The following is a 13,833-nucleotide window of genomic DNA, read 5'->3' on the forward strand; positions in this document are numbered from 1 at the left end:
GGAGACTATTTTCGGGCACGACGTTGTGGACGTGGCGCAACAGTACCATCAGCAAGGCGACGGGCCAGCACTAAAAACGCGGTGTGTGCATTCATTCGATGCTCGGGCCGTGTTGCCAAACCATCGACCTTCCATTCCCGCACTAGAGATTCCCAAGCTTTTGGTTCGGTAAAACACTTTTGCTCACGGATACCTTCCATAACCTTCATAAGTTGTGGGACCGTGGCAACATAGGTCATAAACACACCCCCAGGCTGTAGAAGTTTGGAAACAGTATCCAAACATTCCCACGGCTCCAACATATCTAGAATAATGCGGTCAACCACTCCACCGATTGTTTCGACGGTTGCCTCATTAAGATCACCTAAATGCAATTGCCAATTCTGGGGCATTTCACCAAAATATTCGCATACATTATTGCGCGCATATTCAAGGTGATCTTCTCGAATTTCATAAGAAATCAAAGTGCCTGTTGGCCCAATTGCTCGCAATAAATTCATGGAGAGTGCACCTGATCCGGCACCCGCTTCAAGAACCCGAGCCCCTGGAAAAATATCACCTTCTACAAGGATTTGTGCTGCGTCTTTTGGGTAAATCACGGCAGCACCACGGGGCATGGAAAGCACATGGTCGACCATGAGATGGCGGAAACATAAATACTGGCCGCCTTGGGAGGATACTACGACGGTGCCTTCATGCTGCCCAATAATATCGTCATGAGCAATGCCGCCTTTATGAGTGAAAAAGTGTTCGCCTGGCGTAAGCACAATTGTGAAATGGCGTCGTTTTGCGTCGGTAAGCTGTACACGGTCACCGGGTTGGAAGGGTCCAGAGTATGCCATGGGTTCCTTTCAATATGTTTGCTGTAAGTTTAATCGACCAAATAAGCGTGTAACGCTTGGGTAAACCACTCCATATCCACTACCCCCGCCATTTCTCGAATAGAGTGCATCGAAAGCAACGGCACACCTACATCAACCGTTGCAATCCCAAGCCGAGTAGCGGTTATTGGGCCAATAGTTGATCCGCAAGGCACATCATTATTACTAGTAAATTTCTGGCTAGGTACCCCAGCTGATACGCACGCACGTTCCCACATAGCGGCGGTGGGCGCATTACTCGCATAACGTTGATTGCTATTAAATTTGAGTACGGGGCCATGATTGATTCGAGGCTGTGAAACCGGATCGTGTTTAGAAACATAGTTTGGATGAACCGAATGCGCAGCATCTGCGGAAACACAACTGGATCGAGCAAACATTTGCCGCAATTGCTCGTGGTTTTTTCCCATAGCTCTTGCGGTTCGCTCTAATACATCCGATAAAAACGGTCCAGCAGCACCAGAAATTGTTGCACTACCGATTTCTTCATGATCGAAACAAGCCAATACAATAATCTCTTCCGCGTCTTGTGTGGCACGCAAAAACGCCTGAAGACCTGCATAGACTGAGGAAAGATTATCCAAACGCCCAGACGCAATGAATTCGTTATTGGCGCCAAAAAGCGCGGGTGGTTGGGCGTCGCAAGTAATCAGCTCCCACGTTACAATTTCATCTGATCTAACTTCAGCATGGTTAGCGATAATCTCTAATAATTCTGGAGCACTATCACCTACCGCGAATAGCGGCTGCATATGGGTTTGCTTGCTCAATTTAATATCGTTATCACGAGATAGGTGAATCGCAAGATGCGGTATACGAAGCAGCGGGCCCGTAGTAACTAAACGCTCGGTGCCGTCGGTAAGCATAATCCTCCCGGCAAGCACTAATTCCCTATCGAGCCAGGAAGCAAGAATTGGCGACCCATAGACTTCCACTTGTGCTTGATGCCAACCTGCAGATATTGCTTGCGGAGTGGGCTTCAGCATAAAACCAGGTGAATCGGTATGCGCGCCGATTATTCGAAAACTCGATGCCGTAGTTTCTGGAATCCACCAGGCGATAATCCCACCGCCGCGAATTGTATAGTGCCCTCCAGGGGTAGCGTCCCAGGGCATAGCTTCATCTTGATAGGTAAATCCTTGAAGTTGTTGGGCAACTTCAAAAGCTGCATGGAAACTACTTGGGCTATTACCAATAAAGTCTAAAAATCTTTGCATAGTAAAAGCCTAGGTGAATGCCAGTGCATTGCTCTAACTAGGCATGGATATAGCTAAGATCCAAATTCTGCTTCCCCCAACCAGAGGGGATATTGAGAGCCATTGCCAAAAATATAAAAGGCTTTCAGGATTGGTAAATCTTTGAGAAAAACTTGAAATTTTTACCCCTTATCGCGGCTGCACCACCCCTATTTTTACCCCAAAGATACGTTAATCTTGAAGTGTTCTCAATGCCGAGCGAAGGGAGGACACAGTGAGCACTGTGCCCCTATTGCAGTTGGATCGAGTGTCCGTAGGAGTTGGAGACACCCCCATCTGCCACGATGTCTCACTCACCATTAATGAAGGCGAAACCCATGTGCTTTTAGGCCCGAATGGCTCTGGGAAGTCCTCTTTACTTCATGCGATTATGGGTGTTGGCCCATTTGAAGTAACAAGTGGAACGATATCGTTTAAGGGCAAAGACATTACCAATTTGGAAGTATCCGAGCGCGCGAATTTAGGGATTGGCATGGCCTTTCAGCGGCCGCCAAAAATGCCAGGTGTAACCGTTTCGCAATTAGCATCCGCTATGCATGCGCAGACCGCCGTTCCTGAGGCTGCACGTGAATTACGGCTATCACATTTGGAAAACCGCGAAGTGAATTGCGGCTTTTCTGGTGGTGAAACCAAACGTTGGGAAATAATGAAGCTACTGCTGCAAAAACCTCAACTGTGTCTTTTTGATGAGCCTGAATCCGGTGTGGATTTAGAACATGTAGCGGTTGTTGGCCAGGCGGTTTCTACCTTGCTTCATACCGATCCCGGTCATGATAAACGGGGTGCACTCATTGTGACGCACACTGGTTTTATTTTAGATCATGTGGATACCACGATCGCTCACTTAATGGTTGATGGGCGCATTGTTGAGTCGACGGAATCCCACGCGCTTTTTGAACGCATTCGCCAACACGGATATCACTGATTTAAGGAAAGTGATCTTACTATGAATACCAAACCCGCTCCAGTGACTCCGGTTTCTGGGCTCGGGCACACATCAGTTACACCGGAGCTTTTACAATCAATTGGATTTGTACCAGAAACAGAATCCAGTGGAACATCAGTCCTTGTAGACCACCATTTTGAGCATTTGGTTACGCATCATGGTCAAGTTGAGGTTATGCCATTAGCTGACGCTGTGGTCACCTATCCCTGGCTCCAAGAGCTTATGTTCTCGCTTGTAGATCCCACCAGCGATGAAATCTTACGCCGAGCCTTTGAATCCACGCGACGGCCACTTGGCACATTCACATGGGTTCACGATGGCGCGGTATTAGATAAGCCACTGCAGTCTTATACCGTAATGACCGTTCCACAGGAACGCCAGTTCGTTCACGATATTACGGTAATTGGGAAGGGTGCGGTTGTAGATTCTATTTCCGGCGCAGGCGTAACAAAGCACCTTACGCATGGCACACATGTTTCAGTCTCCGAAACATTTATTCATGACGATGCCAAGGTCCGTTCCCTCGATGTAGAACGCTGGGGTTCGCACATGGATGTGCATTCCTATAGCGGCACGAAACTTGGAAAAGGCGCAGTATCAAGCTCCATTTCCGTTGCGGTGAGTGCAATCCGCAGCCATACCGATACCAGCCTTACCGTGCTTGACGACGCCGCAGTAGACACCAGCCACACCGTAATGTTTGCGCCCGCCAATACTCAACGGATTATGACCAGTGTGGTCGAACTCAATGGTGCTGGATCTAGATGCGAGCAAGTAGCAAGAATGGTCTCCGATGGTGGAAACATTGATAATGAAACCAAACTCATTGGACGTGGCGACAATACCAGTGGATTCCTACAATGCGATGGTCTTATGATTTCTCCGGCAGGAGCAATCACCTCGGTTCCAGCACTTGTTGCCGCAACAGATACTGCGCAACTTTCACACGAAGCCAGCGTAGGCATGGTTGACTCCGACAAGCTGGAATACCTTATGGCCACGGGTCTTGATGAAGATGCCGCCCGTGATCTTATTGTGCGTGGCTTCCTAGATCTTGATGACCGCGAAATCCCCGATTCGCTCAGAGAAACTGTTGCTGGGCTTGTTGCTGCCGCACGGGCAGGTGCAATGTAACCAGTTCCACGTGGGCTGAGGCTGCAGATCAAGGTACAGTGTACTTCCGTGAACCAGCCTCGCCCCCTTGCTTTGTCCCCATCCCGTGCCGGCGACTACCAACAATGCCCTTTGCTCTACCGATTCCGCGCCATTGACCGCCTCCCCGAACCAAAAACAGTAGCGCAGGTCAAGGGCACACTGGTACATGCAGTGCTTGAAGAAATGCACGGAATGCCCCGAACTGAGCGCCTCTACCCTGCTGCCGTAAAACGCCTGAAACCACAGTGGGCGAATATGTGCGCTGAGGACAGTGAACTAGAAGCACTCGTACCCGCCGACCAACTTTACGACTTCCTTGTAGAATGCCGATCGCTATTGCGAGGGTATTTTGAAATGGAAAACCCACAGGGTTTCGACGCCCACGAATGCGAAATGTACGTGGACACTGTGCTTCCCAATGGGGTTCCAGTACGCGGATTTATTGACCGAGTAGATATTGCGCCTACTGGAGAAGTACGGGTAGTTGATTATAAAACCGGCAAAAAACCAATACCAAGGTTTAGCCAACAAGCACAATTTCAGATGCGGTTTTACGCCCTGGTGTACTGGCGACTATTTAATGTAATCCCAACCCAGTTGAGACTGATGTACCTCAAAGTAATCGACTCTATGTTCCTAACCCCATCCCAATCTGAACTCGAGTATTTTGAGCGTGACCTTGGGGACCTCTGGGCAAAGATCGAAAGCGACGGGAAAAGCGGTATCTTCCGTACTAATACTACGAAACTCTGCGGTTGGTGCCCCCACCAAAACCTGTGCCCAGAGTTCGGAGGGACACCACCTGCCTACCCTGGGTGGCCAGGAAGTACTGCAGACGTTTCCTCCCGCAAATAGTCGGCAGTATATGGCAAATAAAAATCAACCCAGCCTCGCTCCACAATAACAATAACTCCACGATCGATAAGACGGCGGCGATACTGGGCAACCGTATCAGGTGAACGCTGCATATACTCGGAAATTCTCGCTATTTTCGCTGGCGTTTTCAGTGCAAGCATCGCGGACAAAAACGCTAAATCTAAATCTGACAACGTAGACATCACCGGTTGCACAATGAGCCGCATAAAGTCTTGCCGTGCTCTTATAACGGCGTCAGCTACATGATCGCCTGTAATCGTCGAATGTTTTGCTGCTCCGATCCAAGCGTAATATCCAATATATTGCAGCAATAATGGATACCCTTTGCAGTGTTTAACTGCGGCAGCGAACGCATCTTCTTCCCATGTTGTACCAAATCCTTCCACCGATTTCCGAAGCACCCGGCGAACTTCCCGTTTTTCCAGCAGTGGGAGTTCTAAAAACTGAAAATCTAGAAGAAATTTCGCTTCCTTTTTATTAATAAAACTCAAATATTCGATTCGGTCCACGGTTATAAGAACCATAAAGTTCTCGCACTCTAAAGCAAGTTGCGATAGGTGCGGATAAATATTTGAAATCTCTCCCACTGCGGACGCTACTAAGTCATCGATCGTAATAAGTAATCCGCTTTGATAACTACGTAATTTCGTGAGTACCTGACGTACTTGCGTAACCCATTCTGGAGGGCTACTTAACTCAGAATCCGCCACATTATTTTGATTATTGAAGAGTGTTGGAATGCTCACACCAGTTACTCTTCCACTGTTACGAACTTCGGCAATTGCATCAAATACAAGCGGAACCTGGGTTTCAGCCAACCGCTCTTCCAAACCACAAGAACCATTTTCTGCAATAACTGCCCACCGATTATCACGTGCACAGTACTCAACCTGATCTAATAAGGTTGTTTTCCCGCTCCCTGCAAAGCCTCCTAAAAGTAATAAGCGCGAGTGAAATATCGAGCTTCCTCGAAAAGTTCCAGCGAAATGTGTCATCAAAGGTTCAAAAGCCCCAGATACACGAGGAAACACCCCAATTTTAGGATTAAAAGGATTTTTCGGCTTCACGACGATACCTCCGTAAACTCACTCAACTTTATCAACTTTTTCAGTTTATTCTTGTTCCAAGCTTAGCAAGGTCACTCAGTAACCATTCTATTCTTCGATAGGGTCTCGCTAACCTGCATAAATACAGTTAAAGGCCCAATCAAAACTGAGAAAGCTTCATATCTGCATCCTGATCAAGTCAACTCAAGGTTTATAAGTTAACAGCGACGCAGTTTATATTTGAAGTTCGTTTTCGGTTCCTTTTTGTCACCGATTAGGGATAAAATCAAAACGTATTTTGAAATATAGTGAGCTATTCCGGCAAGGCTAGAACATTAGATTTGTGTTTCTTAGAATAATAAGCCGAATTCCTCGGAGTTTCCTAATTTTAAATTCACCCTTTATCGAATAAATCATTTTCTCATAGTGGTAGAATTGGTGAAAAATAAGCTATTTCATTACCCGGACTGCCGCCATAACCAAAAAGGAATACACGTGCTTTACTCATTAAAAAATGTTTCCAAGACCTACGGAAAATTTCCAGCGGAAGTTTATGCATTAGATAATGTCAGCATTGAAATTCCTGCCGGAAGATTTGTCGTTGTACTAGGAGCAAGCGGTTCCGGTAAAAGCACACTGCTAAATTTACTTGGTGGTATGGACTCCCCCACTTCCGGCACCTTACTATTTAATGGCAAAGACATTTCGCGGTATTCGGCAAAGCAGCTTACACAATTCCGCAAAAAAGAAGTCGGTTTTGTATTTCAATCGTATAATTTACTTTCTGATTTAACTGCTAAGGAAAATGTGGAATTTTCTACCGAAATCTCGGGGCTGCCTAGAGAACTGGCTGTAACATCACTGGAACAAGTGGGGCTAGGCGATCGTCTTGATCATTATCCAGCTCAACTCTCTGGCGGACAACAGCAACGAGTCTCGATTGCGCGTGGTTTAGCAAAACAACCCGCTGTTCTCCTATGTGATGAACCAACCGGCGCTCTGGATTTTCAAACTGGAATTTTGGTCTTAGAAGTGCTGCATCAAGTACACAAAGAGAACAAAACGTCGGTTATTTTAATCACTCACAACCAGGACATAGCGAAAATAGCAGACATGGTTATCACTATGCGCAGCGGGAAGATAATCGAAACGGTATATAACGACCACCCGCTAAGCCCTGCAGAGGTGTCATGGTAATGAAGTCGCCTACGAAAAACATGTTGCGGCAATTGCGCCGACAACTTCCTTCGCTTATTGGGCTTATTATTATTATCGCAATGGGCTCCGGATTTTACATTACGATGAAAACGTCGTCGGTAAACTATGAACATAGCTCAAACGAGTATTTTCACCAATACGCGCTACCCAATCTTCTTATTTCGGGCAGCGAATTTTCTGTTGAAGATGAACAAAGTGTCGTGCAAATCCCGGGTGTAAAAGCCGCACAGCGCCGTGCTGTCGTCGATACGCGCCGCGGAGATCATACTTTGCGAATCTTGTCGTACGATATTGATAAGCCGCGAACAAATAAACCATTTATATATAGTGGTACACCACCGACAAAAGCGGAAGAATGTCTAATTACACAAAAATATGCACAGGCGAATAATGTGCAACTTGGAGATCGCATCGAATTTTCGCATAAACAATTTAACGATTACTGTATCGTTTCCGGATTTGCTACCAAACCAGAGGATCTATATTTAAAGCAAAGTTCGACACAACCAATTGCCGATCCGAAAGACTTTGGCATGCTGTATGTTGATACCGGACTTATTGATCGACACCAACTACCTTTTGGCGAAATAGCTATCGTATACGAAGATAATGTCGATAGCGCGAAATTAGATGCGGCCATTACTGATCGTTTGGGAGATAAAGTAGAATTCGTAACCAAACGGCTAGATATTTATAGCTATAATGCTTTTAAATCTGATGTTGAGCACTTCGGTCTTATGGCTTACGTGTTTCCGATCGTATTCTTAATCATTGCTTCAATTGTAATTTTTGTAAGCCAACGAAGAAATGTTTTTCGTGACCGCAGGCAGATCGGAATTCTTAAAGCCATGGGATATAACTCCTGGCAGGTCATGCAATTGTATGTGGCAAGTGCAATTATTATTGCGCTGATTGGCTCCGCTTTAGGTTTCGGACTTGCCCAAATTGCTGGTCCCTGGGTAATTGGAAACTTTGATTCGGTGCTTTCTGCACCATTTTTTGATTTCACCGGATCAGATCTGCATGCAATTATCCCCACCATTATTTCTGTCATAGTGTGCGCCATTGCCACAATACTGGCAGTACGTAAGATCACTGCTATTCAGCCAGCAGAAGCTATGCATGCCGAGCCTCCAGTACAGGGCAAACATATTTGGATTCAAAAAACAGGGCTCTGGGAACGGCTGAGTTTTAACTCACGTTATGCGTTAAAAGCAATGCTACGTAATCGCGGCCGATTCCTAGCCATGATTTGTGGAATGACGGCACTACTGATGCTGACGGTCATGTCCTTAGGTTTTCGCGATTCCTTCCGTTTTGTGACATCGAATTACTACGACACCGTCGCAGCCTATGACATCTCAATACAGCTACCGCCTACTCCGCTCGAGCAAGGCCCTGATTTTCTCAGTGCGGTTGATACGACCGATCACCAGCAAGCCCTTGTACTTTCTGGCTCATTGGAATCGGAGTCGACTACTGAAGAGCTACCAATTCTGATTGCAGAAGAACCCACCAAAATGCATAATTTATTCACTTTGGAAGGTAATCCAATTACCGTAGAGGATGGTGTGGTCATTCCGAGCTATTACGCAGAAAAACTCGACGTTGGGATCGGTGATGTTCTGCGTATTTCGACTCCGAAAAACCTAGTTGCAGGTGAGGTGAAGATTGTTGATATATCGGATCAAAATTTAGGTTTTACTGCAGTAACTTCGTTTAATACCGCACAAAAGGAATTGGGATTAGAAAACCCGGTATACAACACTGTATACGTCCAAACTAAAAACAATATTGATTCTATTGTTCGTGCGTTGCAGCAGGAAGATTCAGTGGTTTCAGTAAGCTCAATCCTCGACGATAAAACCAGCTATCAAAAACTTACAGATACTTTTGGCGTATACACTACCCTACTGGTTTTCTGTTCTATTATATTGGGGCTTGCAACTCTGTATTCAATTTCCTCGATTGCACTATTGGCCCGCAGTTACGAATTTATCGTATTACGTGTTATGGGTTATACAACCAGCGATATTCTAAAAGCATACACCAAAGAATTGGTGATGCAGTTTTTAATAGCCGCACCAATTGGGCTTTGCGCCGGATACTATCTGACGATCTATTTGACTTCGCTATTTTCAAACGATTCAATGCTTTTTGAGGCAAAGATTACGGAAATCAGCTACAGTGTCGGAATAGTTGCAGCATTGATTGTGCTGTTTATTGTGCGGGATAATGCAAAGCGGCAGATACAAAAGCAAGACTTAGTAAGTGGATTGAAGTCCCGGGAAGAATAATACAATGGTGGGCTGCACCATAGTTTCTAAAATACCTACGGGACAGCCCACCTGATTTTGGTTAGAGAATGATTGAACCAAAAAGGAATCCGAGGGCAACTGCTAATGCAATGCATAGTGTGCCAGGGATAATAAATGAATGGTTGAATACGAACTTTCCTATTCGTGTAGAACCGGTGTCATCCATTTCTACAGCGGCCAACAATGTTGGGTATGTTGGCAAGACAAAAAGCGAGGATACTGCAGCAAACGACGCCACTGCTGTAAGTGGGCTCACACCGACTGCTAGCGCTGCTGGCATTAGTGCTTTTGTTGTTGCAGCTTGGGAATACAACAATGCTGCGGCGAAGAATAGAACAACGGCCAGCATCCAAGGATATGTTTGCAGTACATCGCCCGAGAGGGTTTTAATGTCTTCGATATAGGCATTAATAATGGTGGTGCCTAACCAGGCCACGCCCATAACGCAGACACATGCGGACATACCAGATTTAAATACTTGTGTTGTTGCTATCTCGGATGCAGGAATCTTGCACGCTATGGTGATTACTACTGCGGTAGCGAGCATGAGCGACATAATCGCTTCATTCCTGGGCAATGTCGGATCTTGAATTAGTCCTACTTGGTCTGAAATTGCCGTGGCATAACACATGACGACCACTATGGCTATAAGGAATATCCAAACAGATAGTTTGCCTTCCTTTGTTGGCACAAAATCCGATCCTTTTGGTGGGACTACCAGTCCTTTTTCGAGGCGTTCTTGGTAGACAGGATCGTCATCAAGCTCTTTTCCTAACCGGTTTGATACAAACGCCGTTGGAAAAATTGCTAGGAATGTGGAGGGAATAACCACAGCAAGCAGTTGGAGGTAGTCAACTCCCACTGGTTCAAGGATGGAAGCCATAAACACAACGGCTGCTGAAATTGGAGATGCAGTAATTGCCATTTGTGAGGCTACAACTGCGATTGATAGTGGACGAGATGGACGTACTTTCCCTTCTTTAGCTACTTCCGCAATCACAGGTAGCGTTGAGAAAGCTGTGTGCCCGGTTCCAGCAAATAGTGTCATAAGGTAGGTGACTACTGGGGCTAGATAGGTTACATACTTTGGGTTTTTCCGTAGTAACCGTTCGGCCACATGCACAAGAAAATCCATTCCCCCGGCCCGTTGCATTGCGGCGATTGCTGCAATCACAGCCATAATAATGCCAATGACGTCAAATGGAATGTCTTCACGAGTTACGGGAATTCCCACTAAACCGAGAAGAAGTACGCCTAAGCCACCGGCGAATCCGATTGCTAGTGAGCCAAGCCGCGCCCCCAAGACGATTGCGGCAATGACTATAGCAATGCAGAGTAGTAGATACATTGTTGCTCCTTAAGCATTATGCATTTGGGTTATGCTATGGGCTATTAAAAGCAATGCGCATCCGTTTGCTGATTCTCCTTTTCAATACGAAGAAAAAGGGCCCCGCTTGGGGCCCTTTCTTAGTTAGTTATCTAGATACAACTTTCCGCGGAATACGGGGTGCATAAGGTTTTCTTTTGAAAGCACCTGGTCCAGTGTTTTCTTATCCATTAGACCTTTTTCCAGCACCAGTTCGCGTACAGATTTACCGGTCGCTGCAGCTTCCTTACCAATAAGGTCACCATTGTGGTGCCCAATAAATGGGTTTAGGTAAGTCACAATACCAATAGAATTCTCTACATATGCCCGGCAGACGTCTTCATTGGCAGTAATGTCTTGCACGCACTTCGTGCGAAGCGTCTCCGCCGCATTGCCAAGGAATCGGATTGACTGGAAGAGCGCTTCACCGATAACGGGTTCCATTACATTGAGTTGCAGCTGTCCTGCTTCAGCTGCCATGGTAACCGTGAGGTCATTGCCAAAGACTTTAAAGCAGACTTGGTTTACCACTTCCGGAATCACCGGGTTTACCTTCGCCGGCATAATAGACGAACCTGCAGCTCGTGGTGGCAAATTGATTTCATTAAAGCCAGCGCGAGGCCCTGAGGAAAGCAAGCGGAGGTCATTACAAATCTTAGAAAGTTTCATTGCAGCCCGTTTAACTGCTGCATGTGCGAGTACATAGGCACCAGTATCGGATGTTGCTTCAATAAGGTCGCGCGCAGATTTAATTTGCAGACCGGTGACTTCTGATAGCGTCGCAGTGACTTGATGGCGGTATCCTGCTGGTGTATTTACACCAGTACCAATGGCTGTGGCACCAAGGTTGATTTCCAAGAGGCGATCAGCGGACATACGCAAAATGGCTTGTTCTTCGGCCAAATTATGCGCAAATGCTTGGAATTCTTCTCCAAGCGTCATTGGAACTGCGTCTTGTAGTTGGGTGCGTCCCATTTTGAGGATATCTACAAATTCTGTTCCTTTAAGATGGAATGCTTTTTGTAGAGCATCAATGCGTTCAATAAGAACTTGCATTGCGGCATAGACACCCAAACGGAATCCGGTGGGATATGCATCATTGGTTGACTGGCTCATATTCACATCGTCGTTAGGATTAATGATGTCATATGAGCCTTTTGGCTTGCCAAGGTATTCCAGTGCCAGGTTTGCAATCACTTCATTGGTATTCATATTGAGGCTGGTGCCAGCACCACCCTGGAATACATCGAGCGGGAACTGGTCCATACAGCGCCCGTGCTCAAGAATTTGATCACATGCCCATACAATTGCTTCACATTTTTCGCTTGGAAGGGTGTGCAATCTACGGTTTGCTAGCGCACAAGCCTTCTTTACTTGCACCATACCGCGAATAAATTCGGGAATTTGATTAATAGTGGTACGCGAAATTTGATAGTTATCGATTGCCCGCAAAGTATGCACGCCGTAATAAGCGTCATTTGGGACTTTCATTTCGCCAAGGAGATCAACTTCAATTCGATAGCCTTCGGTGCTATCAGACTTTTTTGCATTTTTTGCTTTTGGTTTCTCAACTGCTGGAGTATCGGCCTTCACTGCATCAGTTTTTTCTTTTTCAGGTTTAGTTTCCTCAGCGGCAGTTTGGATCTTCTTTTTGTTCATGAGTGCGTATCCTCCATCAAGTTGGAAACGGGGAATATAGTTCCGATTGTACGCATAGCGATAACTAATTTTTGCTGCTAGAGATAAGGCCTTGATACTTCGCAAAAGCAATACACGAACGGGGGTAGCGAAATTCTTGTCCACCCCTACAGCGATACCACTATTAGTTTAAGTTTTGTAAAAACTCAGTAAAAATAAATATTTACCAATGCCCCCCGACACGCATACTTAGCTTGCACCCCTGCGGCGTCGAAACGCGTCTAAATGCGGGCAATCCGAATTTCCGAAGCCAGAATTGCTTGTGCGCCAAGTGCAGCCAGCTCATCCATAATTGCATTCGCCTGACGTTTCGGAACCATTGCACGCACTGCAACCCAATCCTCTAGTGCCAATGGAGACACCGTTGGTCCGGAAATCCCGGGCGTAATTTTGGTCGCCAAATCCAATAATGTGCGGGGCACATTGTAATCAAGCATAAGGAAATTCTGCGCATGCAAAATACCTTCCACACGCCGCAAAAGCACCTGCTGCTCAGGGGTTACCAGTGCGTCTCGACGCCCCACAATCACTGCCTCCGACGCCACCAGCGGCTCTCCAAAAGGCTCTAACCCTTGTTGCCGCAGGGTTCGTCCAGTTGAAACAACGTCTGCAATAGCATCCGCGACACCTAATTTAATGGAAATCTCGACCGCACCATCCAGCCGAATAACTTCTGCATCGATCCCATGTCGAGCCAAATCTTTGCGCACAAGATTCGGATATGATGTGGCGATTCGCTTGCCTTGTAGCTTTTCAATTGTCCAATCTGCATCGCGCGGGGCAGCATAACGAAACGAAGAAGCACCAAATCCTAGGGTAAGTACTTCCTGCACATTTGCTAGCGAATCTGCGGCGAGATCACGACCAGTAATTCCTAAATCTAAATGACCATTTGCAACATAGATTGCAATATCTTTGGGTCGAAGAAAGAAGAATTCAACATTATTTGTTTTATCTACTACGGTAAGCGCTTTGGTATCACCCCGGCCAACATATCCGGCTTCGCGCAAAATTTCTACGGCCGCTTCGGAGAGTGATCCTTTATTCGGAACAGCAACTTTTAGCATGATTCC

The 13,833-nt window shown here is 46.2% G+C and carries 11 protein-coding genes; 5 read left to right on the top strand and 6 right to left on the bottom strand.

Going from position 1 to position 13,833, the window contains the following annotated elements; all coding sequences use genetic code 11:
* Positions 1 to 5 precede the first annotated feature (5 nt).
* Positions 6 to 842, bottom strand: coding sequence for a tRNA (adenine-N1)-methyltransferase (locus CFREI_RS06560; RefSeq protein WP_027012370.1), 837 nt, complete (start codon positions 840 to 842; stop codon positions 6 to 8).
* 29 nt (positions 843 to 871) lie between these two features.
* Positions 872 to 2,098, bottom strand: coding sequence for a M18 family aminopeptidase (locus CFREI_RS06565; protein WP_027012369.1), 1,227 nt, complete (start codon positions 2,096 to 2,098; stop codon positions 872 to 874).
* 253 nt (positions 2,099 to 2,351) lie between these two features.
* Between CFREI_RS06565 and CFREI_RS06570 the strand changes: the two genes are divergently transcribed.
* From CFREI_RS06570 to CFREI_RS06580, 3 genes are read left to right on the top strand one after another with little or no spacing between them, the layout of a single operon-like run.
* Complete coding sequence (locus tag CFREI_RS06570; RefSeq protein WP_027012368.1) at positions 2,352 to 3,062, top strand: ABC transporter ATP-binding protein; 711 nt, start codon at positions 2,352 to 2,354, stop codon at positions 3,060 to 3,062.
* Between the two features lie 21 nt (positions 3,063 to 3,083).
* Positions 3,084 to 4,217, top strand: coding sequence for a SufD family Fe-S cluster assembly protein (locus CFREI_RS06575; protein WP_027012367.1), 1,134 nt, complete (start codon positions 3,084 to 3,086; stop codon positions 4,215 to 4,217).
* Between the two features lie 27 nt (positions 4,218 to 4,244).
* Positions 4,245 to 5,093: a RecB family exonuclease gene (locus CFREI_RS06580; protein WP_051255870.1), complete on the top strand. Its 849-nt coding sequence runs from the start codon at positions 4,245 to 4,247 to the stop codon at positions 5,091 to 5,093.
* Here CFREI_RS06580 and CFREI_RS06585 read toward each other — a convergent pair.
* Positions 5,045 to 6,109 carry a DUF8462 domain-containing protein gene (locus CFREI_RS06585; protein ID WP_156907726.1) on the bottom strand — a complete coding sequence of 355 codons (1,065 nt, stop codon included), beginning with the start codon at positions 6,107 to 6,109 and terminating at the stop codon, positions 5,045 to 5,047. The two genes, CFREI_RS06580 and CFREI_RS06585, sit on opposite strands and share 49 nt — an antisense overlap.
* 546 nt (positions 6,110 to 6,655) lie before the next feature.
* Between CFREI_RS06585 and CFREI_RS06590 the strand changes: the two genes are divergently transcribed.
* Positions 6,656 to 7,357 (top strand): ABC transporter ATP-binding protein, encoded by a 702-nt coding sequence (locus CFREI_RS06590; RefSeq protein WP_156907725.1) that lies wholly within the window; start codon positions 6,656 to 6,658, stop codon positions 7,355 to 7,357.
* The gene (locus tag CFREI_RS06595; RefSeq protein ID WP_027012363.1) at positions 7,357 to 9,675 is read left to right on the top strand and encodes an ABC transporter permease; all 2,319 of its coding nucleotides are present in this window, start codon (positions 7,357 to 7,359) and stop codon (positions 9,673 to 9,675) included. The genes CFREI_RS06590 and CFREI_RS06595 overlap by 1 nt, the downstream gene beginning before the upstream one ends.
* A gap of 61 nt (positions 9,676 to 9,736) precedes the next feature.
* On the opposite strand, the gene CFREI_RS06600 is transcribed toward CFREI_RS06595, so the two are convergent.
* The 3 genes from CFREI_RS06600 to hisG form a co-directional block, all read right to left on the bottom strand.
* Positions 9,737 to 11,044 (bottom strand): anaerobic C4-dicarboxylate transporter, encoded by a 1,308-nt coding sequence (locus tag CFREI_RS06600; protein WP_027012362.1) that lies wholly within the window; start codon positions 11,042 to 11,044, stop codon positions 9,737 to 9,739.
* A gap of 123 nt (positions 11,045 to 11,167) precedes the next feature.
* Positions 11,168 to 12,721 carry an aspartate ammonia-lyase gene (gene aspA / locus CFREI_RS06605; RefSeq protein ID WP_027012361.1) on the bottom strand — a complete coding sequence of 518 codons (1,554 nt, stop codon included), beginning with the start codon at positions 12,719 to 12,721 and terminating at the stop codon, positions 11,168 to 11,170.
* Between the two features lie 260 nt (positions 12,722 to 12,981).
* The gene (gene hisG, locus CFREI_RS06610) at positions 12,982 to 13,827 is read right to left on the bottom strand and encodes an ATP phosphoribosyltransferase (protein ID WP_027012360.1); all 846 of its coding nucleotides are present in this window, start codon (positions 13,825 to 13,827) and stop codon (positions 12,982 to 12,984) included.
* Positions 13,828 to 13,833: the final 6 nt, after the last annotated feature.

It is taken from the genome of Corynebacterium freiburgense, assembly GCF_030408815.1.
Classification (GTDB): Bacteria; Actinomycetota; Actinomycetes; order Mycobacteriales; family Mycobacteriaceae; genus Corynebacterium; species Corynebacterium freiburgense.

Bases quoted from the DNA above. Each gene is read 5' to 3' on its own strand.
- CFREI_RS06565 (WP_027012369.1), bottom strand. From the start codon at position 2,098: ATGCAAAGATTTTTAGACTTTATTGGTAATAGCCCAAGTAGTTTCCAT.
- CFREI_RS06575 (WP_027012367.1), top strand. From the start codon at position 3,084: ATGAATACCAAACCCGCTCCAGTGACTCCGGTTTCTGGGCTCGGGCAC.
- CFREI_RS06595 (WP_027012363.1), top strand. From the start codon at position 7,357: ATGAAGTCGCCTACGAAAAACATGTTGCGGCAATTGCGCCGACAACTT.
- CFREI_RS06600 (WP_027012362.1), bottom strand. From the start codon at position 11,044: ATGTATCTACTACTCTGCATTGCTATAGTCATTGCCGCAATCGTCTTG.
- CFREI_RS06560 (WP_027012370.1), bottom strand. From the start codon at position 842: ATGGCATACTCTGGACCCTTCCAACCCGGTGACCGTGTACAGCTTACC.
- CFREI_RS06585 (WP_156907726.1), bottom strand. From the start codon at position 6,109: ATGACACATTTCGCTGGAACTTTTCGAGGAAGCTCGATATTTCACTCG.
- aspA (WP_027012361.1), bottom strand. From the start codon at position 12,721: ATGAACAAAAAGAAGATCCAAACTGCCGCTGAGGAAACTAAACCTGAA.
- hisG (WP_027012360.1), bottom strand. From the start codon at position 13,827: ATGCTAAAAGTTGCTGTTCCGAATAAAGGATCACTCTCCGAAGCGGCC.